The sequence below is a fragment of the Methanosarcina sp. WH1 genome, from assembly GCF_000970005.1.
In the GTDB taxonomy this organism is placed as follows: domain Archaea; phylum Halobacteriota; class Methanosarcinia; order Methanosarcinales; family Methanosarcinaceae; genus Methanosarcina.
On record NZ_CP009504.1, the window covers coordinates 1,595,012 to 1,621,285 of the forward strand.

The 26,274-nt window shown below is 40.7% G+C and carries 23 protein-coding genes and 1 pseudogene; 14 read left to right on the top strand and 10 right to left on the bottom strand.

From position 1 onward, the window contains the following. Positions 1 to 160: 160 nt before the first annotated feature. The 4 genes from MSWH1_RS07065 to MSWH1_RS07080 all read left to right on the top strand — a co-directional run bounded on the left by MSWH1_RS07065 (position 161) and on the right by MSWH1_RS07080 (position 3,538). The gene (locus MSWH1_RS07065) at positions 161 to 796 is read left to right on the top strand and encodes a TasA family protein (protein WP_048127300.1); all 636 of its coding nucleotides are present in this window, start codon (positions 161 to 163) and stop codon (positions 794 to 796) included. Between the two features lie 533 nt (positions 797 to 1,329). Then, a complete protein-coding gene (locus MSWH1_RS20770) occupies positions 1,330 to 1,596 on the top strand; it encodes a S24 family peptidase (RefSeq protein WP_369798584.1) in 267 nt (88 codons plus the stop codon). A 151-nt stretch (positions 1,597 to 1,747) separates the two neighbouring features. Continuing rightward, on the top strand, positions 1,748 to 2,362 hold the full coding sequence (locus tag MSWH1_RS07075) for a hypothetical protein (RefSeq protein ID WP_048127303.1): 615 nt from the start codon (positions 1,748 to 1,750) through the stop codon (positions 2,360 to 2,362). Positions 2,363 to 2,470: 108 nt separating this feature from the next. Then, positions 2,471 to 3,538 (top strand): signal peptidase I, encoded by a 1,068-nt coding sequence (locus tag MSWH1_RS07080; RefSeq protein WP_048127304.1) that lies wholly within the window; start codon positions 2,471 to 2,473, stop codon positions 3,536 to 3,538. Positions 3,539 to 3,959: 421 nt separating this feature from the next. On the opposite strand, the gene MSWH1_RS07085 is transcribed toward MSWH1_RS07080, so the two are convergent. Then, positions 3,960 to 5,132 carry a type III PLP-dependent enzyme gene (locus MSWH1_RS07085; RefSeq protein WP_048127305.1) on the bottom strand — a complete coding sequence of 391 codons (1,173 nt, stop codon included), beginning with the start codon at positions 5,130 to 5,132 and terminating at the stop codon, positions 3,960 to 3,962. A gap of 721 nt (positions 5,133 to 5,853) precedes the next feature. Then, on the bottom strand, positions 5,854 to 7,131 hold the full coding sequence (locus tag MSWH1_RS07090; protein WP_048127306.1) for an APC family permease: 1,278 nt from the start codon (positions 7,129 to 7,131) through the stop codon (positions 5,854 to 5,856). 165 nt (positions 7,132 to 7,296) lie between these two features. On the opposite strand from MSWH1_RS07090, the gene MSWH1_RS07095 reads away from it, so the two are divergent. Further along, positions 7,297 to 8,130, top strand: a complete 834-nt coding sequence (locus MSWH1_RS07095; protein WP_048127307.1) for a hypothetical protein — start codon at positions 7,297 to 7,299, stop codon at positions 8,128 to 8,130. 145 nt (positions 8,131 to 8,275) lie between these two features. On the opposite strand, the gene MSWH1_RS07100 is transcribed toward MSWH1_RS07095, so the two are convergent. Further along, a complete protein-coding gene (locus MSWH1_RS07100; protein ID WP_048127308.1) occupies positions 8,276 to 9,457 on the bottom strand; it encodes an FprA family A-type flavoprotein in 1,182 nt (393 codons plus the stop codon). A 426-nt stretch (positions 9,458 to 9,883) separates the two neighbouring features. Here MSWH1_RS07100 and MSWH1_RS07105 point away from each other — a divergent pair, with 426 nt between their 5' ends. After that, on the top strand, positions 9,884 to 11,404 hold the full coding sequence (locus MSWH1_RS07105; protein WP_048127309.1) for a glutamine synthetase family protein: 1,521 nt from the start codon (positions 9,884 to 9,886) through the stop codon (positions 11,402 to 11,404). Between the two features lie 602 nt (positions 11,405 to 12,006). On the opposite strand, the gene MSWH1_RS07110 is transcribed toward MSWH1_RS07105, so the two are convergent. After that, positions 12,007 to 12,330 carry a YbjQ family protein gene (locus MSWH1_RS07110; RefSeq protein ID WP_048127310.1) on the bottom strand — a complete coding sequence of 108 codons (324 nt, stop codon included), beginning with the start codon at positions 12,328 to 12,330 and terminating at the stop codon, positions 12,007 to 12,009. A gap of 8 nt (positions 12,331 to 12,338) precedes the next feature. Further along, a complete protein-coding gene (locus MSWH1_RS07115) occupies positions 12,339 to 12,560 on the bottom strand; it encodes a hypothetical protein (RefSeq protein WP_048127312.1) in 222 nt (73 codons plus the stop codon). A gap of 332 nt (positions 12,561 to 12,892) precedes the next feature. On the opposite strand from MSWH1_RS07115, the gene MSWH1_RS07120 reads away from it, so the two are divergent. Next, the gene (locus tag MSWH1_RS07120; RefSeq protein ID WP_048127313.1) at positions 12,893 to 13,732 is read left to right on the top strand and encodes an ion transporter; all 840 of its coding nucleotides are present in this window, start codon (positions 12,893 to 12,895) and stop codon (positions 13,730 to 13,732) included. Positions 13,733 to 14,009: 277 nt separating this feature from the next. Here MSWH1_RS07120 and tnpB read toward each other — a convergent pair whose 3' ends face one another. After that, on the bottom strand, positions 14,010 to 15,122 hold the full coding sequence (gene tnpB / locus MSWH1_RS07125; protein ID WP_048127314.1) for an IS200/IS605 family element RNA-guided endonuclease TnpB: 1,113 nt from the start codon (positions 15,120 to 15,122) through the stop codon (positions 14,010 to 14,012). 46 nt (positions 15,123 to 15,168) lie between these two features. Here tnpB and tnpA point away from each other — a divergent pair. The 4 genes and pseudogenes from tnpA to MSWH1_RS07145 all read left to right on the top strand — a co-directional run bounded on the left by tnpA (position 15,169) and on the right by MSWH1_RS07145 (position 18,574). Beyond that, positions 15,169 to 15,566 (top strand): annotated as a pseudogene (tnpA, locus tag MSWH1_RS07130) (IS200/IS605 family transposase). Positions 15,567 to 16,702: 1,136 nt separating this feature from the next. After that, entirely contained in the window at positions 16,703 to 17,596 is an 894-nt protein-coding gene (locus tag MSWH1_RS07135; RefSeq protein ID WP_048127315.1) for a D-aminoacyl-tRNA deacylase, read from the top strand. Positions 17,597 to 17,691: 95 nt separating this feature from the next. Then, positions 17,692 to 18,054, top strand: a complete 363-nt coding sequence (locus tag MSWH1_RS07140; protein ID WP_048127316.1) for a DUF3147 family protein — start codon at positions 17,692 to 17,694, stop codon at positions 18,052 to 18,054. 142 nt (positions 18,055 to 18,196) lie between these two features. Further along, positions 18,197 to 18,574 carry a DUF3147 family protein gene (locus tag MSWH1_RS07145; RefSeq protein ID WP_048130284.1) on the top strand — a complete coding sequence of 126 codons (378 nt, stop codon included), beginning with the start codon at positions 18,197 to 18,199 and terminating at the stop codon, positions 18,572 to 18,574. On the opposite strand, the gene MSWH1_RS07150 is transcribed toward MSWH1_RS07145, so the two are convergent. The 4 genes from MSWH1_RS07150 to MSWH1_RS07165 all read right to left on the bottom strand — a co-directional run bounded on the left by MSWH1_RS07150 (position 18,571) and on the right by MSWH1_RS07165 (position 22,143). Further along, positions 18,571 to 19,794, bottom strand: coding sequence for a digeranylgeranylglycerophospholipid reductase (locus MSWH1_RS07150; RefSeq protein WP_048127318.1), 1,224 nt, complete (start codon positions 19,792 to 19,794; stop codon positions 18,571 to 18,573). The genes MSWH1_RS07145 and MSWH1_RS07150 overlap by 4 nt on opposite strands. Positions 19,795 to 19,896: 102 nt before the next feature. Continuing rightward, on the bottom strand, positions 19,897 to 20,073 hold the full coding sequence (locus MSWH1_RS07155) for a 4Fe-4S binding protein (protein ID WP_048127320.1): 177 nt from the start codon (positions 20,071 to 20,073) through the stop codon (positions 19,897 to 19,899). A 90-nt stretch (positions 20,074 to 20,163) separates the two neighbouring features. Beyond that, entirely contained in the window at positions 20,164 to 21,552 is a 1,389-nt protein-coding gene (locus tag MSWH1_RS07160) for an MATE family efflux transporter (RefSeq protein ID WP_048127322.1), read from the bottom strand. A 3-nt stretch (positions 21,553 to 21,555) separates the two neighbouring features. Continuing rightward, entirely contained in the window at positions 21,556 to 22,143 is a 588-nt protein-coding gene (locus MSWH1_RS07165; protein WP_082088057.1) for a MarR family winged helix-turn-helix transcriptional regulator, read from the bottom strand. A gap of 290 nt (positions 22,144 to 22,433) precedes the next feature. Between MSWH1_RS07165 and MSWH1_RS07170 the strand changes: the two genes are divergently transcribed. From MSWH1_RS07170 to MSWH1_RS07180, 3 genes are all read left to right on the top strand, one after another. Next, positions 22,434 to 22,619, top strand: coding sequence for a hypothetical protein (locus MSWH1_RS07170; RefSeq protein WP_048127324.1), 186 nt, complete (start codon positions 22,434 to 22,436; stop codon positions 22,617 to 22,619). Positions 22,620 to 22,973: 354 nt separating this feature from the next. Continuing rightward, positions 22,974 to 23,456, top strand: coding sequence for a MarR family winged helix-turn-helix transcriptional regulator (locus MSWH1_RS07175; RefSeq protein WP_048127326.1), 483 nt, complete (start codon positions 22,974 to 22,976; stop codon positions 23,454 to 23,456). A 496-nt stretch (positions 23,457 to 23,952) separates the two neighbouring features. After that, the gene (locus tag MSWH1_RS07180) at positions 23,953 to 26,274 is read left to right on the top strand and encodes a hydrophobe/amphiphile efflux-3 (HAE3) family transporter (protein WP_048127328.1); all 2,322 of its coding nucleotides are present in this window, start codon (positions 23,953 to 23,955) and stop codon (positions 26,272 to 26,274) included.

The following is a 26,274-nucleotide window of genomic DNA, read 5'->3' on the forward strand; positions in this document are numbered from 1 at the left end:
GGGGTCGGATAAGCACCCCATATATTCCAACAATCGCCATGGTATGAGAAAAAACACTTTAATCTCAATTCCTTCCTTTCTACAACTTTTATAAACAAACACTTTGAGCTTGGAATATTAATAAAAATAATATTTTAATAAATATGAGGAGTATAAACAAATGTTAAACAAAAAAATGCTTTTGAGCGTGCTTATCATTGGCCTGGTCAGTGTTATAACAGGCTCTTCGACATGGGCATATTTCCAGGATACAGAGCGAAGTGATGATAATACTTTTACTGCAGGAACTCTTGACCTTAATTTAACTAATGCTCAATTTACACTTAGTAACAAAGAACCTGGGGATTCCGGCACAGAAACTCAGACAATCCGAAATAATGGATCTCTTGCTGGAGAACTGGATGTCACGTTTTCCGAAATCACAAATACGGAAAGTACAGGAAGTACTGAGTATGAGCAGGATGGTACTCCTGGAGAACTCGGAGCAGAAGCAGAGATGTTAGTATTTATCGACGTAGATGGCTCAGGAACACTTACTGAAAATGACATTGTACTGAGATCAGATGAAACTGTTGTTACAGCACCTGCCTCCCCAGTTGAAGGAAATTATTTCGCTAAAGTAAACTTGTATGGTTCAAATGATTTTGATCAGGCCATAGTATCAATGGATCCTAATGTTCAACGCGATATTATTTTCAAGTGGAGAATTCCAACTGAGGCTGGTAACACGATTCAGGGAGACAGTGTTAGCTTTGATGTTTCGTTCACTCTTGAACAGGCTGACATGGATTATTAAGACGAATAAATAATAATAACAAATATAGAACTTACGCACTTGAACTAGAAAATCATGTGCATGCGGCCTCGTCAACATTATTTAAATTTATACAGTTAAGTATTTCTTGCTCGTGGTATTTAATTCAACTGCTTAAGTCCTAAAATAGTGGGTTTAACCCACTATTTAAATTTAATTACTAGGTAAAAACATTCAAAATATCGTATTACAATTACTTAATTAAACATAGAGGATCTGTCTTGCCAAAGAGCTTTCTTAGATGCAATATAAATTGTAATCTAAATTTTTAAATAAAGTCTGAAGGATAATTTCATAATCCAGATTGTGATTTTGGAGATCCGTTGTTTTGTGTGGGTATTATCATAAAAACCAACGTGATCTTGAGTTAAAAATCATCTTATCCATAGATTATGACGAAAAGCCAAAATTTTAATACTCATTTATGGTACAAACTGTTTCAAAATAATCTGAACACAAGAGATAGACTTTATGTAATTCTGCTGATCATTTTGATAGTCTCTATTATCGACACCATGATTCCAATTGGCTCGCTTTATTTTATAACTGTAACGGGTACAAGCATGGAACCTATGATAACTTCAGATGATATTATTGTTATTAGTTCCAGGGAGACTTCCATTGAATTGGGGACCATCGTAGCATACTATTACCATTTTGAGGATAGCTCCTCTCCATCCATAATCACACACAGAGTAATAAATTTTGCACCTGAAGGTTTAGAACAAAAGGAGATGCATGCGCAAATGCGGACAATTACATTGTGGCAGCTGAAGACGTAATCGGAGTTATGCGCTTTAAAATTCTTTATTTCGGCACTCTTATACATTTTGCCAATACCTTAACAGGACTTTTTATATTTGTTATTGCACCAGCTACTTTCCTGATAATTCAAGAGATAAGGAATTTAATGGGAAATGGGGAGAAATAGGGATGAAGGCTACAAATAAATTCATACTTTTTTGCTTATTGCTTAGTTCCTTTTTATCACTAAATTATATATGTGTCAGCGACGACATCAGCACTTTAGCATATTATTCTGATATTGAATCCTGTGCCGGAAACACAATTATCGCTGGGGTATGGAATTCTAGTCTTTCTTCTGCTGAAAGTAAAGCGATCAACGAAATTGACTTCTTTAACGCTAATGAATCTTTTAATAATAGTGGCTTCTCTGCTAATAGTGAAGCTGACTTGCTTGAATTATTAAATAGCGTCCTTGTGATCCCTTCTGATAAAGAAAAGCAATCTTACTGGAAACTTGACATAAAGGGAACTTCGAATCTAACTATTGATGTAATTCATGTATGTTGGAATAGTTCTCAGATTAATAACAGCAATCTGACAAAGATAACAATAAAAGAAAGCGAATTTTTTAACGGCAGCAAATCGTCAGGAGAACTTATTGATGGCACTAACTATTCTTTTCATTCCAACAGCATGGTAAATCTCAAATCATATTTTGATAGTGATGTTTCATATCTTATTCCATTAACTATCAATATAACTATGGGAGACGGGTCTGTAAAAAATTACACATCAATATAACTAGAAAAAACTGGGCTGTAGAACTTTTATACCGGATATTTAATTATCCCTGCCTTTGATCTATATTGAAGTTTCAGTCAAGAATAGTAGATAAGCTGGTATAAATATATGGAAAAAAAAGAAAGTCTTTGGATAGCGATTGTATTTGTAATTGCGATATTCCTTATCAATGCTTTAATTCCACTCTTAACAGGATCAGAAAAGGCTATGGTAGTGTTAAGTGGAAGTATGACGCCGATAATGCTAGCTGGAGATATGATAGTTGTAAAGTCTGTCAATCCGGACGAACTTACAGTTGGAGATGTCATAGCTTTCCGGGATCCTGGTGGCAAAGATACATTTGTAACACACAGAATTATCAAAATAGAAGTAAAAGATGAAAAACGAATTTTTAGGACAAAAGGGGATGCAAACGAGGAAGAGGATTTCTTTAAAGTCCCAGATTCTGATGTGGTTGGGAAATTAATTTTCGTCATTCCTTTTGCAGGATATTTGCCTGTGGCTTCAAAGAATAAAACAGTTTTTTTACTCGCAGTGATACTTCCTGCAATCATCATACTAGGGGATGAAATCAGGACAATGATAGAATATTCAAATCCGGTTCGTGCCCATAAAATTGAATACGATAAGAAAAAAGATTCCAGACGTGTATATTTTATGATTAAGGGGAAACGGCTAATGGCAATCGTTTTGGTAAGTGGCTTAGTATTTTCAGGAATTGCCACTATTAATTTAGGGGAAACCGGATCTATGTTTCTTCAGGGAGACAATAAGGTAGATAATTCGGGCTTTCTTCCTTCTGTATGCGTGCTTCTGCCGGAAGATTCCAAGAATAGATTTGCTATTGAACCATGGTACGCAGTGATTCCTCCGAATTGTGAAATTCAGGTTATTGCTCCTAAAAACATGCATGTAATGATAAGCTCAGCACCTTATATTCTGCCGGTCTTCTGGATAATATCGCTAGCTGAAATAAATCCTTATCTACCTATGGTTACCGAGATTGTACTTTATACCTCAATTTTTACGTTATTTATGCTTCCCCTGTGGTATCGAAAAATAATACTCGGAAGAAAGGTTAAAAGAATGAGATTTAATCGCTTGCTGATGCTGTCGAAAAGAACTCTTAATTTGAGACTTTTTACTGTTTTGCACGATTTAGAGAGAAAAATCTAAAGACCAGAAAATAATAAAAAGTCTCAAAATTTAGGAATTTAGGGACGGTCATAAGGTTTATTGAAATTAAAAACATTGTATAAAAGAGTGGGTGTTACTGAAAATTAATTTGGAAGGAAATATTGCTTGAGAATTTTGTTTAATATTAATTATTAGTTTAGAAGTCGACAAGTCGATGGTAGGGGTCGGGTCCCTATTTTCGAGATCCTTATCTGCGATCCAACCCCGAATTGAGAGGAAACCCTATTACTCTAGATCTACGATATTTATAAAGGCCCGGTGATCTATATCATCATCGACCCAATAAACTTTTTTAAATTCTAATTTTCAAATTGACCATACATTTTCGTTGCAATTAAACTTTCAATTGTGTTGAAAATTATTATATAAATACAATAAAAAAAGTAAGGGCGTCTGCCCTTTAGATAATGTAGGCTTTGAGAGATGGAAAGCCGTTAAAATTCACGGAACAGTAACTCTGGGTGTAGGCTCCGGTTGTGAAGATATATACACGGTTGCCTTCTCTCATAGTATGGGGGAATGAATACTTATGGTGCTCATAGAGGATGTCCATGCTGTCGCAGGTAGGACCTGCAAGGATGACCTCTTCTGCACATCCTTTTTTATCACATAAAATGGGATATTTGATGCATTCGTCAAGGGTCTCAATAAGGCCGCCGAACTTTCCGATATCAAGATAAACCCATTTGTACTGGTTGAACCTGGCCTTTCGGGATATCATAATGACTTCACTTACGATTATCCCGGCATCGGCAACCAGAGAACGCCCTGGCTCGATAAGGATTTCGGGGAGCTCTTCTCCGAAGTCATCATGCAAAAAGCGGCGGATTTCCATGGCATAAGTCTCAAGGTCGTTGGCCTGAGACTGGTATTTTGCGGGGAAGCCTCCACCGAGATTGATCATTTTAAGCTTAATTCCTTTTTCGGCCACTGCTTCAAAAAGGTATTTGCACTTGGAGATTGCATTGTCCCACTGTCCTATATCTCTTTGCTGGGAACCAACATGGAACGAAAGTCCGTAAGGTTCAAGCCCAAGCTTTTCGGCTTTCATAATCAGTTTGTATATCAGGTCAGGATGCGAGCCGAATTTTCTCGAAAGTGGCCAGTCCGCGCCATCACTTTCTGTAAGGATCCTGAAAAAAACTCTTGAACCGGGAGCTTTTCGGGATAACTTTTTCAAATCACTTTCTGAATCAGTAACAAAGAGCCTTATTCCTTTCTCATAGGCATAACCTATGTCCTTTTCTTTCTTGATCGTGTTTCCATAACTTATCCTCTCAGGCTCTACCCCGAGCTGTAGCAACTGATCAAGTTCGTAAACCGTTGCAACATCAAAGTTGGAACCTTTGTTCTTCAGAGCAAGCACTACTTTATCCATAGGATTGGCCTTTACAGCATAGTGAATTTTTGCAAAAGGCATGTGCTCTACAAGTTTATCATAACTTTGCTCTATTCTCTGAAGATCAATGATCAGAAATGGTGTTTCTTTATCCCGGGAGAACTTTTTAATTTTGTTAAAATCTTCTCTTGGACTGAAATCTTCCAGTGGGAACTCATAAGGCTCTTTTCTCATATCTACTCCCTTTTTATCCGAAATTATTTGTAAGCGGAACTGAAGCTTCATCTTGGTCTGAGTAATAAATCTATTTAGTTATCTCAAATCTGTTTAATTATATTCATACTGTTCTGTGTGTAAATTTTTAGTATATTACAGATCTATTCCATTTTAGAGATTTATAATTAATAATAGAGATAATCCCTGCAATTCCATTTTAGAGATTTATAATTAATAATAGAGATAATCCCTGCAATAAAACGAACTAAATAGGGTTTTATGTATATAAAACTAATTCTTGCTGAATATTAAGAACCAAAAAGAACTAAAATCAAAAAAAATTTGCTATAAATAGTCCTTTATTTAAAAAGAGCTTAATTAAGCTTTTTTAATCAATTAAAACCATCTAAATTCTTTTTTAGCTTATTAAAAGCATTCTGGCCCCATTTCTATTTATAAAACATTCCAGAAAAATTGGTGTATTCCGAAAATATGCAGGTACCGTTTAAACCTGAAAAAGGAACTTAAATGGATAAATAAGATAAAAAATGGTTTTTAGAACGAATAAATGGATATTAAGGCTTTTTTAAGTCCTTTTCTTGATAAATAATTCTTAATTTTGATTTATTTAATTAGCTCAAATACCTCTATCAGATTCAACTGTAAAAATAATATTTATGTCTTTGTGAAATTAACCACAAGAAAACTATAATGAGAAACAAATCAAACAGCCGGAATTTCAAGACTTTTTTCTGGTTTTGAGAAGCACTATCAGTATACTGATTCCTACAAGAACAAGCCCGTAAATTATGATTTCTGCATTTAACTGAGAAAAGAGAAATAAAGAAGAAAGAGCACCAAGAGAAGGAAGCAGGGGAAAGCGGCCTATACTAAAAGGAACTTTAAAAGGACGTTGTCTTTCAGGGTCAGAATAACGGAGTTTTATAAGGGAAAGATTGACCATAAAAAAGACAATAAAAATCATAAAGTTCGAAATATTTGCTACGGTTGCAATGTCTCTGAATAAGACAAACAAAATCGAGAGGGCGGCAACTCCGAAAATGGCGGCCCATGGAGTCTGGTAACGACTGTGTATCCTTGAGAAGCTTCCGGGAAGCGATCCTGCCCGTGCCATGCCGTAAACAATCCTTGACCCCCCTAGCATTACCACAAGCACGGTATTCATTGTAGAAAAAAGGGCGATCCAGGAAAGAAGAACAAAAGCTTTATCCCCAAGAGCAACAGCTGCAACGTCAGCAAGTGGAACGTCTGAATGTCCAAGAACCTGAAAATCAAGCACGCTTACAGCAGATACTGCCACACAAATATAGATGAGAACTGTGAAGGAGATAGCAATAAGCAAAGCTCTGGGGGTGGTTTTCTCTGCATCTTTTGTTTCCTGGGACAATCTCACAATATCTTCAAAACCCAGAAATGCAAAAAAAATCAAAGCAGAAGCCTCAAAGACTCCTGAGAGGTTCGGAGACTCAAAGTAATTTACCGTACCAAGATAAGGGATTCCCACGTAGATAATTATTAAAAGTCCTGAAAGTTCTATCAAAGTTATGATACCAGCGAGTCGCGCAGATTCCTTGATACCATAAACCATGATGAGGCTCAGGACAATAAACAGGCCTACTGCTCCTAGTAAACTTCCGCCCCCGAAAAGGTTGCTGAAATACCTTCCAAAACCGAGGGCAACCGCAGAGCTGGTTAGTATCACAAAATAGACAACGAGCAGTCCCACAAACAGCCCCATACGTTCTCCAAAAGCTCTCTTTGCAAACTCATATTCTGCCCCTGCACGGGGGTACATGGAAGAGAGCTCCATGTAGCTGAGGGCAGAAAGTGAGGCAGCAACTCCTGCAAACAGAAAGGAAAACCAGACCATATTCCCTGCAAGCCCCGCAGCTTTTCCCATAAGCACATAGATCCCGGCTCCGAGAATGTTGCCAATTCCTACCAGAGTAATTTCCAGTAAACTCAGTTCCTTTTTTAGTTCAGATTTTCCTTCCATAAGAAGCCCTCTGAATCTGAAACTTGAAATTCAAGCTTGAAGATCATCTTAAAAATGAACCTCATACCTGCTGAAAAGGTAGGTTTTGGAAAAGACCAGAACCAGACCTATTAAGCGTATTTTAAAAGCACAAAAGTTAATAATGTTAAGCCCGCAAATATAAGAATGAAAGTTGAAAGGCCAAGTTCGCTTATTCGCTCCATAGACCTTGATTATCCTACAAACAGGGTAATTGTGATAATTACCCTGCTTTTCCTCTTTGGAATAACAGGCCTTCAACTTGTTATAGGGAAAGATATTTCTTCTGCTTTGTATTTAGGCTTAAGGGCAGGAACATCTGTATTTTTAACCTGGGCGTTTGCGAGGGAACTGGATCCGGACAATGAACTCTCTGCTTTTTTTGCAGCGTTTTTGGGTTGTGCAGGCTTTCTGTTTTTTCCTTCTCCTTTTTTGCTTGCTCTCTTCTTGGAACTCCTGCTCATTCGTATAGTTAACAGAAGTACCGGGAGGTCTTCAAAAACTTTCGATTCTCTTGCGGTACTTCTGCTTTCGGGCTGGATTTCACTGCAAGGAAACTGGATTTTTGGCTTATTTACTGCACTGGCATTTTTTCTGGACGCTTTCCTTCCTGCACCCAATCGTCAAAACCGTATCTTCGGAGTAGCAGCCTTTACATCAGTACTTTTTTTCTTACCGTCCGCAGGACAGGAGAGCACTTATCTGGATATGCAATCAGTCTTATTCTTGTTTTCAGCAGCTATCCTTTTTATTCCCATTGTCCTTAGATCCCGAAAAATAAAATCCGGAGGAGACATGACAGGAAGTCCTTTAAATCCTCTTCGAGTGCAGGCAGCTCAACTGACAGCTCTGCTAAGTGCAGGCTTGTTAACAGCTCTAAGAGGATGGGCAGGAGCCGAAAGCCTCATGCCTTTGTGGGGAGCAATTTTAGGCGTTTCCCTTTATGGATTACTTACACATACTACTGAAAAGATCACATAAGGCTTCTCAGTCAGATTAACCGCATAAGTCATATAGAGTAGTACTGACGTGGAGTACTGACGTGGTGTAGCCTGACGCGGAGGGCCTGATATGTATGCCTGAGAGGATTCCTCCTGCAGACCTCTTCCTCCTGCGACTCACTGAGTCATACTTTCATTTTTTGAGCCAGTTCTCGGCCGATTTCCTCAACTTTTTTCAAGTCTTCTTTTTTAGCTCTGCCTTTCACCTGATGGGTTCCTACAATCTCCATTTTCAAAGGAGCCAGGATTTCACCTGCTTGCTTCAGTGCCCCTCCACCCCAGCCAAAGGACCCGAGTGCAACTCCATATTTTGCCGGTGGGTTTAGAGCTTTTACCAGGGAAGCTCCATAAAGGGCAATCGGATGCATACCTCCCAGAACGGTCGGGGTTCCAAGGATAATAACTCGGGAATCAACCAGTTCTCTTGCAACATCCCCTATATCCGAAACTGCAAGATCATACATTCTAACATCTACACCTTCTTGTAGCAGAGTTTCTGCAATTGTCCGGACCATCTCCCTGGTAGATCCCCACATACTCACATAGACAATAAGGGCTTTATTCTCTGTTTTTCCTGCAGTCCATTTTTTATATGGATCTATAATTCTCTCGGGATCTTTGTAGATAGGTCCGTGGCTCGGGGCAATAATTTTTATGTCGAGATCCTTTATTTTTTCAAGAGCTTTTGCCCCCATTTTCCCGAAAGGCATCATAATTTCGCCGTAGTAGCGTTTTGCGAAAGGAATGAGATCCTCTATATCTTCATCATAGATACCCTGGGCTGTATGAGCTCCGAAAAAGTCGCATGTAAAAAGAACTTTGTCTTCAGGCAGGTATGTGAACATGGTTTCAGGCCAGTGGAGCCAGGGAGCTTCTATGAAACGAAGGGTCTTTCCCCCCAGATCGAGGCTATCTCCTTCAGCAATGATTTTGATCCTGTCTTCAGGCAGCTCATGGTAGAGCTTTGCCATCTTCACTCCTTTCTCAGTTGTTACAAATAAGGCATTAGGAGCTTTTTCAAGGATAAAGCTAATAGCATTGGAATGATCCGGCTCAGCATGGTTCATTATCAGGTAATCAAGTTTTTCCAGGTCTGAGACCATATTGATTTTTACCTCTAATTCCTCTTCAAAACCCGGATTTACGGTATCTATAAGGGCTGTTTTCTTCTCGCCTTTTACAAGGAAAGAATTGTAGCTGGTGCCCTCTGGCAGAGGAATTAATGAATCGAACATCCTGCAGTTCCAGTCTTTTGACCCGACACTGAAAACATTTCTGGCAATCTCAGGAATATTATAGGTTTCCATACTTTTACTCCATTCTCTTTTTGGAATCATTAGCTTCTATGAAAAACAAAATTCACAGAAGTTTCTGGTTGGTTTATCAATCTCATAACCATATTTGCTATAACTATATTTATAAAAGATCTTTATTGTATTGATTCAATATATTCGGTGGGAGGAACTACTTATTTTCACCTGTCCGTGCGGTTAGAATAAAGAATTGGACAGAACAAGCTCATTTTGGTTTTCGCTGTATAGTATTTTATTAAAAAAATAAAAAAAAGAAAAACTTTATATAGACAGCAGTAAGTTATCTCTTTCCTGTTCAGACATAAATTTTCAAAATCATGATTGATACGGCAATCATTAAGTCTGAAAAATATTCGGTATTGAAATGAGGCTTTGAATACTCGAATATTCCAATATTCCGATCAAAAAAGAGGGATAATTATGAAAACATCATCTGTAGAACTTAATCCGAACAAACTGGTACAGTACCTCAATAAACCAGCAAGTGAATTCACCAAAGAAGACATTATAAAATTCGTCAAGGAAAACGGCATTAAGATGCTCAACTTCCGCTATGTTGGCGGGGACGGAAGACTTAAAGCCCTCACCTTCGTGATCAGAGATGAAGAGCATCTTGATAATTTACTTTCTGCTGGTGAGAGAGTCGATGGATCAAGCCTTTTTACATACATTGAGGCAGATTCAAGCGACCTCTACGTCGTCCCTAAATACAGGACTGCCTTCATAAATCCTTTTGAAGAAATCCCCACTCTGGATATCCTCTGTTCCTACTTCGACAAGGACGGCGCCCCCCTCAAAAGTGCGTCTGAAACCGTCATGAATAAGGCTGTCCAGACTCTTACCGAGAAGACAGGCTACGAGCTCCAGACAATGGGTGAACTCGAATACTACATCATCGCCAACAAAGATGAAGTCAACATGAATTTCCCGGCTGTTGACCAGCAAGGATATCACGAGTCCAATCCTTTTACCAAATTCGATCAGCTCAGGAAGGAAGCAATGATGTACATTTCCGAAGCTGGCGGAAAAATCAAATACGGACACTCGGAAGTCGGGAACTTCACTGACGACAAGTACTATTACGAGCAAAACGAAATCGAATTCGAGACTGATACACCAGAAAACAGTGTCAACAGTCTGCTTATTGCAAAATGGATGCTCAGGATGCTTGCCGACCAGTACGGTGTAATTGTTAGCTTTGCCCCAAAGATCACTGTCGGAAAAGCCGGAAGTGGACTGCACGTCCACATGAAGCTCCTGAAAGATGGAGAGAGTGTCATGGTCGAAAATGGCGATGTCAGTGACACTGCAAAGCGTGCAATAGCTGGTCTTCTTGACATTGCATCAGGAATCACTTCCTTTGGAAACAGGATCCCTACATCCTACCTGCGCCTTGTCCCTCACCAGGAAGCCCCAACTAATATTTGCTGGGGAGACAGGAACCGCTCTGCCCTTGTCCGTGTGCCCCTTGGCTGGTTCGCTGAAGAATCCAGCAGGATGATTGCCACTGCCAATCCAAATTACAGAGATGATTTTAAGAACCACAACTACAAATCTACCTTCGAATTCCGCGCTGCAGATCCCTCGGCTGATCTTTACCTCCTCCTTGCGGCTTTTGCTGTAGGTATTCGCCACGGGTTTGAAATGGACAACGCTCTTGAGGTTGCCGACAAGCTCTATATCAGCGTAAACATCTTCAAGGACGAACATAAAGACAGGCTTGCCCAGCTTGAACACCTTCCTGCTTCCTGTTACGAATCTGCTCAGGCCCTGAAGAAACTGAAGGATGTTTTCATGCAGTACGATGTCTTTACTGAAGGTATGATTAACGACACTGTAAAATACCTTGAAGGCCTTAACGACGATCAGCTCAGTGAGAGGCTCTACGGCAAGAACGAAGAAATCAAGAAACTTGTGGACAGTTACATCCACATCGCTTGAGTTCGATAGAAGTATTTAAAACAAACCGGTATTCTTTTACAGGACCCATGCTTTCCACGGAGCAGGGTCCTGTAAAAAACGACTCTGCAACAACCCAGTTTTTCTTTCTGATTTTTTGAATATTTTTGACGCTGATGGTATTTGATGTCCTTTCCTGGACATCTTAAAGACAGACGGTTTTTTTAACTGAAAGAAAACAGCCGTCGGGTTGAAAATTAAAAAGGTGAGTAGAAAGTAAAAGTGATAGATAAACTGCCATGTTATAGAGATAGATAAACTGCCATGTTACAGAGATAGATAAACTGCCATGTTATAGAGATAGATAAACTGCCATGTTATAGAGATAGATAAACTGCCATGTTATAGAGATAGATAAACTGCCATGTTACTGCTAAAACAGGTACTACTATTTTAAATCTGAGGAACAATAACTCCTTATTCCCTATCCTTATCTTTTAGTCCTTGTCCCTTATCTTTTAGTCCTTGTCCTTTATCTTTTAGTCCTTGTCCCTTATCTTTTAGTCCTTGTCTCTTATCTTTTAGTCCTTGTCCCTTATCTTTTAGTCCTTATCCCTTATCTTTTAGTCTTTGTCCTTTATCTTTTAGTCCTTGTCCCTTATCTTGACAGCTGTCCCGTATGCAAGTATCTCAGCTGCTCCTGCCATCACCATGGAAGTCATGAACCTGACATTTACCACGGCATCAGCCCCCATCTTTTCGGCATCCTCAACCATACGGTTGATTGCTTTCTCCCTTGCCTCTTCAAGCATCTCTGAGTATTCTGTCAGTTCTCCCCCTACGACGCTGCGCAACCCTGACATGATATCCTTGCCAATATGCTTGGCCTGAATGGTATTGCCGCGAGCCATTCCAAGGGTTTGCGTGATCTGCTTTCCTGCTATTGTATCCGTGGTTGCGATTATCATTTTCTCACCTAGTATCTTCTTTTAGTTTCCTTATCCTTAACACTCATTTTTTCCTTTATCAGGGTCAATAAAACCAGCATTATACCTGCTATAATTGCCCCGATAGACACTTTAAGTACCGGGCTGGATTCAAAGGTAAATAAATTATAAAGGCCATATCCCAGCAGTAAGAGAAAGCCAATGACCGCCAGTCCTATTCCAAGATTTTTCGCTGCTGTGTTGCTATTCATAAGAACATCTCTTCAAGCAAAATTGAAAATCACTCCAGAAACCAGATTGTTTGAGATATAGTATATGTGCAGGATACACTATATCACTTTCTTTATATTAATAAACATGTTTTAGCCAGGAAACATTCGAATCGTTCAACATTATAAAAATAGGTCATTATGAAAATATGTCAAAGACTCAATTATTTAACTATTAATGTTGGTTACTCCAAGAAAATACTTATTACTTTGTGAAACATAGGTGAAAGTAACTGCTTTGTAAGATGCTGCACTATAACCGCAGCTTCTAAAATCCGGATTGCATATCAAACTCTTGTTGCGTGGATGTTAATATGGTTGCTTCAGTGAAAAATAACCCGCAAAATAAGCCACCTGAGAATAACTGGCGAAATACGTTATACACAATAATATTTGAAGCAGACACACCCGCTGGAAAACGTTTTGATGAAATCCTGATTCTTAGCATCCTGCTGAGCATTATTGTTGTTATGCTCGATAGCGTAAGTAGCATCTCGGCTTTACATGGCGATTTGTTCTATTCCCTGGAATGGGTTTTTACGATACTGTTTACAGTGGAATATTTTTTGCGCCTGGGCTGTGTTGGTCGCCCCAGCCGATACGCCACAAGTTTCTTTGGCATCATAGACTTGCTGGCAATTCTCCCGACATATCTTAGCCTGATACTGCCGGGCAGCCAATATCTGCTGGTGATCCGGAGTTTACGGTTACTCAGGGTTTTCAGGGTGCTCAAACTTGCCCAGTATATTGGTGAAGCTGATTTATTGATAAGAGCTTTACGCGCAAGCCGGCGAAAAATAACCCTGTTTCTATTTACTGTTTTGACTCTGGTGGTGATATTGGGCTCCCTTATGTATGTTATTGAAGGGGCAGAGAGCGGGTTTACCAGCATACCCCGGAGCATCTACTGGGCAATTATAACCCTTACAACCGTAGGATACGGGGATATAGTCCCTGAGACTAATCTCGGACAGGCACTGGCATCAGTTATCATGATCATAGGCTACAGCATCATAGCGGTTCCGACAGGGATTGTCACATCTGAGATCAGCTATGCAAGCAGAAACATTAAAGGAAGAGTATGCCAGAATTGCAGTTTTGAGGGGCATGACAGCGACGCTAAATTCTGTAAGCGTTGCGGAGCAGAATTATAAGCTTCTTATTGACCGGTTGACCCATTTGTTTTCAGAATCTATTTGACCGGCTGATCCATTTGTTCCCATAATCTTGTTCCATACTTCTTACGAAGAGAAAATAGCTTTTCGAATTAAAAGTCCTGTTCGGGACATCCTCCGTATAGGAGTGTGCCATTTTTCTCTGTAAAATCACAAATGTGAACTACCACTCAGCTAAAGACTGAGTGGCTTCTTGGTTCATTCCTCCCTCTATTGAGGGCAAGTCCCCAAGCTCATCCCCGTAGTCCCTACGGTGTCATAATCCAATTAGATTCTGATCTATGAGAGCGAATTTTTTGATATTGATAGCGGCATTAATGTCTCTATGGTGTTTGGTTTTACAGTCTGGACAAATCCATTCTCTGTCTTTTAGCTGAAGCTCTTTATTGTGGTATCCACACACACTACATAGCTTAGAAGAGGGTTCAAATTGTCCTATTCTCAGGACGGTTTTTCCAAACCATTGAGCCTTATATTCCAACTTTGTTACAAAACTACTCCACGCAGAATCACTTATAGCCTGTGCTAAGTGATGATTCTTAACCATGCCTTTAACATTTAGAGTTTCCAGAGCTACAGCTTGGTTTTCGCTAACAAGTCTAAAAGAGAGTTTGTTCTGGAAGTCATTTCTCTGATTTGTTATTTTGTCATGGAGTACAGCAAGTCTTCGTTTAGCTTTTGCCCTGTTCTTAGAGCCTTTCTGTTTCCTTGAGACTCTTTTCTGTAATACTTTGAGCCTTTTAAGAGAGTTTTTCAAGTACTTTGGATTCTCAACCTTTTCTCCTGTTGAAAGGACAGCAAAGTCTTTGATACCTACATCAATTCCTACTGTTGTTGATTCTGTGAAAGCTTCCTTTACTGGAAGTTCTTTTCCATCTTCAACAAGGATACTGATGTAGTAATGTCCTTTACATGTCCTTGATACCGTAGCCGTTTTAGGCTCTCCTTCAAACTTCCTGTGAAGAACTGCTTTAATTGGTTCTATTTTAGGAAGCTTGATAGTATTAGTTTCAAAGTTTACAGTGTAGTGTTGAGGTACAGGGAAAGACTGTATCGGATTCTTTTTTGATTTGAACTTTGGAAACCCTGTTTTCTCTCTAAAGAATCTAGTGAAAGCGGATTCAACCTGCTTAGTCATCCCCTGTAATGATTGAGAGTTAACTTCTCCTAACCACTCATTAGAAGCCTTTAGAGTAGGAATTAATTTGTTTAAGTCAAATCTGGAAATTGATTCCCCTGCCTGCTCATAAGTTTTAATTTTCTGGTCAAGTGCCCAATTATAGACAAATCTACAGCTACCTATATGCTGATTCAATTGAATAGCTTGTGTAGTTGTAGGATAGAGTCTAAATTTGAACGCTTGCATCATACAAAGGCATTATATGATTTAACAACATATATACTTTTTGGTAAATATGAAGTATGAAACACGGAATCATAGCAAATTTTTGTTAATGTACCATGTTATTTTTGTTTGCAAATACCGCAAAAAGTCATACTTGAACCAATTAGCGAAGAACTCAAACAGATTATGAKTGACATTTCAAAAGAGTCTAACTTTGAAATCYTTGAAATGGAAACTGACAAAGACCATATTCATTTCTTGATCAAGAGTGAGCCGAAAGTTAGCGTTTTGTCAATTGTCAGAAAATTGAAACAAGAATATACTAACAGGTTATGGAAAACTCAAAAAGAATATCTGAAAAAGTATTATTGGGGTGAGAATACGTTATGGAGTGATGGTTATTTTGCGTCTACTATCGGAAATGTTAGTAAAGAGGCGGCAGAATATTACATACGAAATCAGGGTTGAAGTTGACGCTTATATCCCCTGAGCTAAAGACTCAGGGGTTTTACGCTTCTTCATATAAAATATTAATGTATATTTACTGATACCTCACTTTCGGCAGGTCGACATTAGAAATTAGAATATTTTTCTTGATACCGTTTTAGAACCTTAGCTAAATATATGTTATGTTTAAAATTGGTTAACGTGTGACCCAACTCTCACGACCTATATAAGCACTGAACTATTTTCTCATTAAAGTTTAGTATGAGAGATTAATAATTGGTCATATGTAAACCTAACAACTATTCACAATTATGAAGCATCATTTCAAAATCGCCATCAGCAAAAAGTATCAAAAAGTAAATGTCGACCTGCCGAAGGTAAGTGATACTATTAAAATAAGACTATTTTTAATTAGTCCTAAAAATCTAGTTTTTTATCTAAAAATCTAAAAATAGGCATTTTTTAACATTTATTATTTAATAATATAATTTATTTAATTAATATGTTAATAAAATTATTTGATATATTTGTTCATTAATTAATGCAATCAAAAGTTAAAAACTTTTAGCCATTTTATTGCGATATTTTATTTAAAAAATATTAATGTTAGTTATCTCTTAAATTTATATCATTATTTTTAGCTAGATTATTATGTCTAAATATTTTTAGATTTTTTTCAACCCTTAAAATATTAAAGTGGACAAACACTTTCAAAAATATGTCTCTTAGCTTTCGTTACTGATGTTTATATAAGGGCAAAAGTAAACATAGGTACATGACCAGAGACATCCATAAAACGCACATGAAACTCTTCGAATAGCAGGCACAAATAATGAAAGTACTTGAGAGCACTTTCATGCTAAACAAGTAGTTCCCATCATAGTTCTAATCATTATGCTTTTTCAACCTTCCAGGTGCATAAGTTTCCTGTTCGGGTTCTGGGCTGTATGAACAAGAAACCAGCGCATCAGTCTCGGATAAATAGGGACGGTCAAACAGACAAATCAAAAACTTTTTGGTCAGAGCCGGAATTTTGGGGTTGGTTTTATCTATCTTTACGAATTTTAGAGACAATTGTTTTTGAACGAAATTGTTTCTGAACGAAAGTCCAGAACAGATTCAGGATAAATTCAGAAGAAAAGCGGACTGATCCGACAATGACAGATATAGATCCAGAAAATGTGAATAATTCAAAAATCACCATCATCTGTTCTGCCCCTGACCTTGCAAGTCAGAACATAAAGAAGCACCTTCTCGCCCTCAGGGAATGGAAACTCCTGGAACTCCCCGAAAACTCCGGTTTCTCAGCTGCCCGGGAGTCTGCAGATGGGAAGTTCAGGCTTGTGGAAATTGAGGAAATCCATGTTTTCCAGGACGGGCTTGATAAAAAACTGGAAGTTGCGGGGCTTCCTGCCAAATTAATTATTTTTGCCTCCAAGCATAGGAGCAAGGAGGAAGTGAAGTCCCTGACCGTGCACTGTACTGGAAATCCCTCGGACGAAGCCAGGCTCGGGGGGCACCCGAGAGAACTTGCTGTATCCTCTCCACCGGCAATGAAATCCATCCTTATGGAGATGAAAAGGCTTGCTGAAACAAAGGGGCTGGCTTACGACGTAACCCTGGAAGTAACTCACCATGGGCCAACTGAACTAACTGTGCCTTCCATCTATGCCGAAATCGGGAGCACCGAGGGGCAGTGGGAAGAACCGATCCCCGGAGAAATTGTTGCCAGGGCCATCCTTGCAGTCTCTCTGGAAAAAGTGCCAACAGCAGTTGGTTTCGGAGGAGGGCACTATGCCATGCGCCAGACCGGGCTTTTACTTGAAACCGGTATATCTTTCGGGCACAATTTCCCCAAGTATCAGCTGGAATTCGTGGACGAAGCTCTTATCCGACAGGCGGTTGAAAAATCAAATGCCGAATTTGCTTACTTTGATCGGAAATCAATGAAAAGTAAGGACCGAAAACGGATATCTGAAATTCTGGATAAACTGGGGTTAAAAGTCTTAAAAGAATCAGAGATTAGGGAGAAGTACGGAAGGGGAGAATAAAGTTCATTGTATAGATCGTTTCTTGGTATCCATGTGTATCCAAGTATCATAAAGGTCGTCAGTCAGGTCAGTCAGATCTTCGGGGCAGAAACATTATGCTTGAAATCGATCCTTTTTCTTTATTCCTCCGTTTCTTGTTCGGAGGAAGCGCGGTTTTAGCTTCCACTCTGATAGCTAGGTCTTTCGGGGGCAAGCTCGGAGGAATCTTTGCTGCCTTTCCGGCAGTGTACCTGGCAGCAGTCGTGGGTCTTAGCCTTGAATATAAAGGCAGTGAACTGCTGTCCGTGACTGAGCAGCTTTCGAGGGGAGCACTGGTGGGAATGGCAGCAGACATCTGCTGTGCACTCGCTGCCAGTTATTTTATTCTCAGGTACGGGTGGAAAAGAGGTCTTGCTTATGCTCTTCTCCTCTGGGCAGTGCTTGCTCCGTTGATTTATCTCATCTGGTTCGGGTTTTGAAAAGAGGAAATGGTTCGGAAAATAACAGTCAAGGGAAAGCAGTTTAAATCGCAACAATCAAAATAAATATTTTTAGTGATATAAATCAATCGGGGACTAAACCAATGGAAATCAAAACAAGTTCTGAAGCATGAGGCTGCTTATGAAAGTTGATATCTACGACCTGGGCCTGAGGTTCATCTTCGGAGGCCTGGCTGTCGCTGCCTGTTATATTGTACTTCAGCTCGTGCCTTCGAAGTCTTTTGCAGGGATTTTTGCCGCTTTTCCTGCGGTAATGGCTGCAGCTGTTATCATGGCCGGACACTTCGGAAGCTCCGAGCAGGCTGCAGACATCGCGTTTGGAGCCAGCGCCGGGATGATGGGCTGCACGGTCTGCGTCTTTGTAGCCAGCTTCTGCATGCAGCACGTGGGAAAATGGGGACTCTCCCTTGTTATTGCCCTCATGGCCTGGCTCGTCAGTTCTTTCATGTTTATCCAGCTGATGCACTGCTTTCTGGAAAAGCGGGGGCGGCAGGTTTAAAACCTGTTCTTTGCTGCTTCTATGGCTACGTCCTTGAAGAGCACATGGAGGTCCCAGAGCAGTTTCCTGTTGGCTTTGAATAGGGCAAAGAGTAGGTCCAAAAGCCTCATGCTTTCGAATTTCACGTCTTTGACGGAGTGGGCAAGGGAGTTGAGGTCTTCATCGCTCAGGTTGACAAAGCAGTTTTTGACGATAAGGTTCGTGTCGATTTTTTTACCGACACCTGTCTTCCACCGTTTTTCGTAGAGTTCTTCCAGTTTCTCTTCTGAGACGTCCCCTGTGGAAATGGCTTCGTAAGCGGCTTCTCCTGCCATTTTCCCGGCATCCATTCCGTTCAGGATCCCGCCGCCTGTTATTGGGTCGGACTGGCGTGCAGCGTCTCCGATCAGCATGAGCCCGTTTGCGGTGAATTTTTCAATGTTTCCCGAAACCGGGACTCCCCCAAAGACCATTTCCACGATTTTGCCTTCCGGAAAGTGTTTTTCCACAAATTTATTGAGGTAGTCGACAGGTCTGGGCTTGAACTTCCCCCCCTTGCTCCCGAGAATCCCTATTCCGACGTTTGCTTTCCCTTCCCCTTTCGGGAAGACCCAGACGTAGCCTCCGGGAGATATCTCATTTCCAAGATAGAATTCACAGCATTCCTGGTCAATGTCAACTCCTGCTACCAGGTACTGGACACAGGTTTCGATATCTGCGGGCTTCAGGGATGTATCGATTCCTGCCCACCGGCCGACCTTTGACTCTATGCCGTCGGCCCCAATGACGATGTCTGCTCGGACTTCGTACTCTTTTCCGAGGTGCATGAGCCTGGCGCCCTTCACGAACCTGTCTTCAATGATAAGGTCCGTGGCCCGGGTCCTGACCCTTACCTCTGCTCCGGCTTTCGCGGCAAGTTCTGCAAGGGCGAGGTCGAAAACTTTCCTTTCGAGGACGAAACCGACTTCCTTTCCCGAGAGTTTTTCTGTCATCTCTACCTTTGTTCCGTCAGGTGCGTATACACGGGACCCATTGACGTCGGCGCAAACCCATCGTTTGTCGATTTCCACGTGCTTCCTGAGAAACTCCTTGCTCACGCCTTCGGCACAGCGCACCGGAGCTCCTATTTCCTGGCGCTTTTCTATCAAAAGTACATCAAGCCCTTTTTCTGCCGCGGTTTTTGCAGCAATGGAACCTGCAGGTCCGGCTCCGACCACTATAATGTCATACCGCTCCTTCATTTCATTTCCTCATGTTTTACCTGAAATTATTCTGTTTTTTAACTATCTCATTTCCTGTTTCCTTACTATGTTCTGTCTACTTCCTATGCCAGGTTTCCTACTTTATTTCACTAATTCAATTGCTCCCACAGGGCAGATTCGACCGCATATACCACATGATGTGCATGTATTCTCATCTACTTCCACCCAGGTTTCTACGAGTTCGAGGGCTCCGCGAGGGCAGACCCCTACACAGGCACCGCAGTAACCACATTTGTATCTGTTTACATTTATTGTCACAAGTTCACCTGCAAATTTAACGGGAAAATTATGGTCCCTGATTAAAGTTCAATCTTTGTATATAAGTTCGGGTCATGTTTCCAATTCAAATTAACTGGAATTCTCTATTCCTGCATTTTCCAGACCGGAAATTTGCTGGAAAATCCTGTGTTCCCTGAAAAGAAAATAAAGAGTCAGGACAACAGCCATCAGGTCTGCAACCGGAAACGCCACCCAGACCCCATTGAGGTCATAGAGCCGCGGAAGGAGGAGCACCATGGGCAAAAAGAAGAGGATGGGACGGGAGACCGAAAGAATAAAAGAAGGCTTTGCCCGCCCCAGGGCCTGGAACAAAGTTGCCCCAATTATATTAATGCCCACCAGAGGTATCCCTAGAACGAAAATCCTCATTGCGGTTTTTCCAAGGTCCAGAAGTGCCGGGTCGGAACTGAAGATGGAAAGGAGCTTCTGCGGGAAAAGAAACATGACCATAAAACCTATGGTCCCGAAAGAAACTGCTCCCAGAGCAGCAATTTTTACGGCTTTGATCACTCTTTCTGGTTTGCCTGCCCCGTAATTGTAGCCTGCAATCGGCTGGAGGCCAAAGGACAGGCCAATAAGGGGCATAAAGACAAACGAGAAAAGCCGGAAAATAAGCCCGTAAACGGCAATTGCGACATCTCCCCCGTAAATTGCAAGAGCAGCGTTTACAAAAATCATATTAACACTTTGTGAAATGTCCATCACAAAAGGTCCTGCCCCTATAGCTGTGATCTCTTTAAGGATTCCCGGATCGGGTTTCAACATCTCAAAGCCGAAGTGAATGGCACTTTTTCCTGCCAGGAAATAATGCAGAAGCCAGAGGGCACACACACCCTGGGAAAAGACGGTTGCAACTGCAGCCCCCCGGACTCCCATCCCTAATCCGAAGATTAGCAGGGGGTCAAGCACGATATTCAGTCCAGCCCCAAGCAGCATTGCGTTCATGGAAAAACGGGCGTTTCCTTCCGCACGGACGATATTCTGAATGGATATCCCGAGGATGCAGGTAATTGCCCCGGCCAGTATGACCTGTATATATTCAACGGCGTAGGGCATTATTCCTTCCGTTGCTCCGAACGCTTTCAGGACCGGGGAAAAGTCCGAAAAACTGAATACAAAAATCAGCACACCCGTTACAAGCCCGGCAGAATAGACATTTCCAAGGGCTCTTCTCGCCCTTTCAATTTCCTTTGCCCCAAGGGCTCTAGAGATAACAGACGCACTCCCGGTCCCCAGCAGAACGGCAATTCCTATAAGGATCATCTGGATCGGAAAAGCAATCGTAAGCCCACCGATTGCAAGAATGCTCTCCTCTGCCCCGTACGCTTTTGCCACGAAAAAAGTGTCCACAACATTATAGAAAGCCTGGACTATCATTGCAATGATTCCGGGGAGAGAAAGCTTGAAGAGCAGCTTTTTGACATCTTCCTTTCCCAGAATATCACTTTTTTCTTCCATTTTTTACTCCTTTTTGTCCTGATACCTGTTCTGGTCCATGTTCTGGTCCATGTTCTGATCTATGTTCTGGTCCATGTTCTGATCTATGTTCTGGTCCATGTTCTGCTCTTTACCCAGATCTCTATTCTGATCCGCAGTTTCTTCCACCAGTACCGGAGGCTCAAACCCGGGTTCAAGGAGCTTTCTTGAAGCTTTTTGTACCAGCTGCCTGAATATTTCTTTTTCTTCCGGGGTGAAATCCGAAAGGAGAGTATCGACAAAAGAAATCAGCTTTTCAAGGACGACACCTCTTATTTCCTTTCCTTTTCCAGTCAGGTAAACTTTGTAAGCCCGGAGGTCATCTTTGTCCCTCTGCCTGTACACATATCCCTCTCTTTCCAGGCTCTGGATCGCCCTTGTGCTTGTTGCTTTGCTTACTTTCAAACTTCTTGCAAGGTTTTCCTGAGAGATGCCGTCTTTGCGGTATAAAACCATTAAAAAATCAAATTGTCCACTTCCGATCCGGTAAGCTTCCAGTTCCTTTGCCATGTATACCAGGTGGCTCCGGTAGATGTGGGCGATCGGGCCGCAGATTGCTCTTGGGTCTTCCATAATTTTATCCTCCCTTTTATTCACCCTTTTTCCAAAGCTGAGAAGCTTGTTTTGAGATCAAGGCGATTTGGAATATAGTTTCATATGAAACTAATCTGATGCCCTCAAGGTTTCAGATACATATAAGAGTTACGGAGGAATCTGAATAAAATAAGGAATCTGAATAAAATAAGGAATCTGAATAAGATAAGGAATCTGAATAAGAAAAGTATTCAGCTTGTTTTCAAATAAGAAAAGGAATCGGGAGTTTATGTGCCTGAAAAAAAGTATATAGAACATATTGATATAATTTGCATATATTCGATGAAGACCTTATCCTGAAATGGCTGGATGAAGGCACTATTGATAACGCTCAGGCAGAAAAGATGAGGGAAGAACTTGCGGAGTATAAAGGGGAACGAGGGTCAGGAAAACAAATCGTTGTCTTTTCAATCATAGAGGTTATTTTATTGGGATTGGTGTCATCCTGTTTGTAGCCTGATTTTACTCTCAGCCTTGCTTTTTGGAGCCAGCTTATTTTTAACTCTAAGGCGGGGTAGTTCACGAATCATAATACCTTTTGAATATTTTTTTATGCTTTTTATATAATACGATATGTTTAAATATAATCTCATTATTTAGTTGTAATTATCAATTAATTTAATTATTTAGTTGTAATTATCAATTATTTATAATTACATCAGTTGTGGCTGTCAAAAAGTAAGTTTTCATTATATAAAAATAAAGAAAATCCTCAGGCGCGTATAGACCGACGCTGTAATATGGCTATATGGCTATGGCAGCCTTGCATCTATACTCTGCAGTTACATATATGGCGTCCTGGAGGAAACATGTTAGAAGATTATAAAATTAGAGAAATCAGGCTGTTGATGCTTGAAAGGACAGTACTTTTCAACAAATTGTTCGAAAGAAAAGTCTATCAAAAAATATCAAGAACCGGCTTGGACGAACTCGAAAAACTCAGCAAACAACAGCCTCTTGCCATAATAATAATTGGCACAGCAGGAGAAATAATCCCTTCATATCTTGGCCTGTGTATGAATCTGGACAGGAGTAGCCTCTCAAGGATGATAGATTCCCTGGAGAATAAAGATATTGTTAGGAGAAGAATAGACCCAAATGACCGCAGGAGAGTTCCGGTCTCCCTTACTGAAAAAGGGAAAAGGTACTATGAGATCCTTAACAAGAAAATGGGGGAAGTTGACGCTTTTCTTATGGGACATCTTGAGGAACAGGACATCAAAGATTATGAAGAATGCCTTAAAACAGAGGTGCGGATCATGAGAAAAATCGAATCCGTAAAGGAAGCATGAAATTGATCCTTAAAAGAATAAAATCCAAAAGAACGGATTCAAGCATTTGGCCTGATTTGATGGATTCTCCTTATACTATATTTACAGAACTTGATCCTCTGTACCCGGGGATCTGAGAAAGCACTTTTTCAGGGGGTCCTATGAAAAGCATCCTGATCTGATTATTAGAGATTCAATGCTAATCTAAGCTGGAATCTAAGCTGAATTTCCTCAGTAGATTTCACGATACTTGGAAAATTATTTGAATTATTTTCATGGAAAAATCAGTTTTGACTAGCTGTGGCTGTGGATTTTTTTTTCTGAAAAACTGCTAATGATGCTTATGATATTCCAGAATAAAGCCTGAATCCAGAATAAAGCCTGAATCCAGAATAAAACCTGAATTCCACAAAATTAGAGCATTCCAGTGATATCTGAAAACTCATGCAACAAATATCCAAAACAAAGACTGTTCAGAACTAAAAAGAGTTAATGTAGCCTACAAGGGGGTACTGCCATAAAAAACATATTCGAAAAATTAGGGGTTTTTATCCAGAGTAACCGCCCAAGTATAATTGCCATTATGTTCCTTCTGATCTTGCTGTCCGTTGAAGGGGCACAGATGATTGAGATGGCTTCAGGGACGGAAACTTTTGTCTCCAGAGACACCCAACTATATAAGGATTATGATCACCTTTTCAAGAAAAATTTTCAGACCGAGAACATTATAGTAATGGTTGAGGGAGCTGAAGTCAAATCTTCGGCCGTTATGAAAGCTGCAGACAGGCTGGAACATAATATGCTGCCTGTCCCGGGAGTTCTGTCTGTCACAAGTCCTGCTACTCTGATAAAGCAAATCAATTACAAAGTCTCCGGAAGGGCAAAAATTCCGGATTCAGATAGGGAAGTCCTGGATATACTTAATATCCAGCCGGAGGCGTTTGAATCACTCATGCCTGACAATACTCATATGGTCCTTGTGATCAAAGTCGCAGGCAGTTCAACTGACACGCAGAGGGAAGACATCCTTAATGCCCTGGACATTTCCCTGAAAGAAGCCGTTTTTCCCCCCGGCTACGGACTCGTTGTTACTGGTTCCCCTTCCCTGAGACTTGATATTAACAAAGAGATAAGCCAGAGCATGGGCATCTTGCTCGGGATATCTTCACTCTTGATGATTGTCGTGCTCTTCCTGGTCTTCAGGCATGTAAGGTGGGGGCTGCTTCCCCTGCCTATTGTGCTGCTGGGAGTTCTTTTTACTTTTGGGGTTATGGGCTATGCAGGAGTGCCCATGACAATGGTCTCTATGGCAGCTTTTCCTGTTCTAATAGGATTGGGGATTGACTATGCGATCCAGTTCCATAACAGGATGGAAGAAGAAATCCATGCTGGAAAAAGTCCAGAAAAAGCCCTTGTAAACACCATAAAACATACAGGTCCTGCCGTTTTGATAGCCCTGACAATGACTGCTCTTGGCTTTATCCCCCTTTTTACTTCCACCATACCCATGATCCAGGATTTTGGGAAACTGCTGATGATAGGGGTTTTCATGTGTTACATCTCTGCGCTCTTTTTCGGACTGGTAACCCTTTATAGTTTCGACTGGATTTCCAGGAAGAATCCATTTAGGCTGTTTAAGAAGAAAAAAGAAGAAATCCATACCGAAATTGATCCTTCAAATTCTTCTGTGGCAAAGGTTCAGAAAGCCAAAGCCCTTGAAAGAGTTCTTATGAAGGTTGCAAACTTTACCATAAAACATTCAAAGGTTATCCTGGTAATTTCCCTGCTTACATGTTTTGCGGGGATTTATGCAGACCAGTCAGTTCCTATCCAGACCGACACAAATACTTTCATTCCCCAGGATATGCCTTCCCTTGTACATTATAAACAAATGCAAAATTTGATTTCCGGGACGGGCGATCATCTGAATATTATCCTTAAAGTAAAAGATAACAGTGACCCGGAAATTTTGAAGTGGATGGATAAGTTTTGCCAGTATGAAGTTAAAAACCGGGGCCATGTGTACGAGGCTACGAGTATTGTAGACTTTTTAAAGGAAAAAAACGGAGGTAATATACCTGAAACCTCTGAAGAAATTCAGAAAATATATGAGGAAATCCCGGAAAGCCAGAAAAAAGAATACATACAGGGCAACCAGTTGCTGACGATTAACCTTGATATAGGGCAAGCTATGGATAACCTCGAGATAACAGGCATTAAAGAACTAAGAGACATTGTAGATAAAGATATACAATGGCTTCAGCCGCCCCCCGAAGTTAATGTAATTATTACCGGTCAAAGTGTGGCGATGATTGACATCATCAGTGCCCTTACAAGTGGGAGGGTCTTTATGACTATTTTTGGAATAGTGTTGGTGTTACTCGGGTTGCTTGTGGTTTACAGGAACTACATAAAAGCCTTCTCCCCTATTGTCCCCATGTTTATTGTAGTGGGCTGGTCAGGCCTCGTCATGTCCGAGTTGGGTCTTTCATACACACCAATGACCGCGGTGCTTGGAGCCCTTATCCTGGGTGTGGGGTCCGAATATTCTATCCTGATGATGGAACGTTACTTTGAGGAAAAGGAAAACGGCATGACTCCTGTGGAAGCAATTAACCAGGCAATGACAACCACCGGCTCAGCTTTGATAGCTTCGGGAGCTACAACGGTCTTTGGGTTTTCAGCCCTAATTTTCTCCCCTTTCCCCATCCTGAGCAATTTCGGGCTTGTTACTGTCATTGATGTTTGCCTGGCAATCTTTGTCACTTTTGTGGTTTTTCCGCCCATGATTGTGATGATGGACACCCTCCGGGAGAAGAAAAAAGCAGGAATAGCCTGA

Bases quoted from the DNA above. Each gene is read 5' to 3' on its own strand.
- MSWH1_RS07065 (WP_048127300.1), top strand. From the start codon at position 161: ATGTTAAACAAAAAAATGCTTTTGAGCGTGCTTATCATTGGCCTGGTC.
- MSWH1_RS07175 (WP_048127326.1), top strand. From the start codon at position 22,974: ATGTTAGAAGATTATAAAATTAGAGAAATCAGGCTGTTGATGCTTGAA.
- MSWH1_RS07120 (WP_048127313.1), top strand. From the start codon at position 12,893: ATGGTTGCTTCAGTGAAAAATAACCCGCAAAATAAGCCACCTGAGAAT.
- MSWH1_RS07115 (WP_048127312.1), bottom strand. From the start codon at position 12,560: ATGAATAGCAACACAGCAGCGAAAAATCTTGGAATAGGACTGGCGGTC.
- MSWH1_RS07095 (WP_048127307.1), top strand. From the start codon at position 7,297: ATGAAAGTTGAAAGGCCAAGTTCGCTTATTCGCTCCATAGACCTTGAT.
- MSWH1_RS07150 (WP_048127318.1), bottom strand. From the start codon at position 19,794: ATGAAGGAGCGGTATGACATTATAGTGGTCGGAGCCGGACCTGCAGGT.
- tnpB (WP_048127314.1), bottom strand. From the start codon at position 15,122: ATGATGCAAGCGTTCAAATTTAGACTCTATCCTACAACTACACAAGCT.
- MSWH1_RS07160 (WP_048127322.1), bottom strand. From the start codon at position 21,552: ATGGAAGAAAAAAGTGATATTCTGGGAAAGGAAGATGTCAAAAAGCTG.
- MSWH1_RS07085 (WP_048127305.1), bottom strand. From the start codon at position 5,132: ATGAGAAAAGAGCCTTATGAGTTCCCACTGGAAGATTTCAGTCCAAGA.
- MSWH1_RS07075 (WP_048127303.1), top strand. From the start codon at position 1,748: ATGAAGGCTACAAATAAATTCATACTTTTTTGCTTATTGCTTAGTTCC.
- MSWH1_RS07105 (WP_048127309.1), top strand. From the start codon at position 9,884: ATGAAAACATCATCTGTAGAACTTAATCCGAACAAACTGGTACAGTAC.
- MSWH1_RS20770 (WP_369798584.1), top strand. From the start codon at position 1,330: ATGATTCCAATTGGCTCGCTTTATTTTATAACTGTAACGGGTACAAGC.
- MSWH1_RS07110 (WP_048127310.1), bottom strand. From the start codon at position 12,330: ATGATAATCGCAACCACGGATACAATAGCAGGAAAGCAGATCACGCAA.
- MSWH1_RS07140 (WP_048127316.1), top strand. From the start codon at position 17,692: ATGCTTGAAATCGATCCTTTTTCTTTATTCCTCCGTTTCTTGTTCGGA.
- MSWH1_RS07145 (WP_048130284.1), top strand. From the start codon at position 18,197: ATGAAAGTTGATATCTACGACCTGGGCCTGAGGTTCATCTTCGGAGGC.
- MSWH1_RS07080 (WP_048127304.1), top strand. From the start codon at position 2,471: ATGGAAAAAAAAGAAAGTCTTTGGATAGCGATTGTATTTGTAATTGCG.
- MSWH1_RS07090 (WP_048127306.1), bottom strand. From the start codon at position 7,131: ATGGAAGGAAAATCTGAACTAAAAAAGGAACTGAGTTTACTGGAAATT.
- MSWH1_RS07165 (WP_082088057.1), bottom strand. From the start codon at position 22,143: ATGGAAGACCCAAGAGCAATCTGCGGCCCGATCGCCCACATCTACCGG.
- MSWH1_RS07135 (WP_048127315.1), top strand. From the start codon at position 16,703: ATGACAGATATAGATCCAGAAAATGTGAATAATTCAAAAATCACCATC.
- MSWH1_RS07100 (WP_048127308.1), bottom strand. From the start codon at position 9,457: ATGGAAACCTATAATATTCCTGAGATTGCCAGAAATGTTTTCAGTGTC.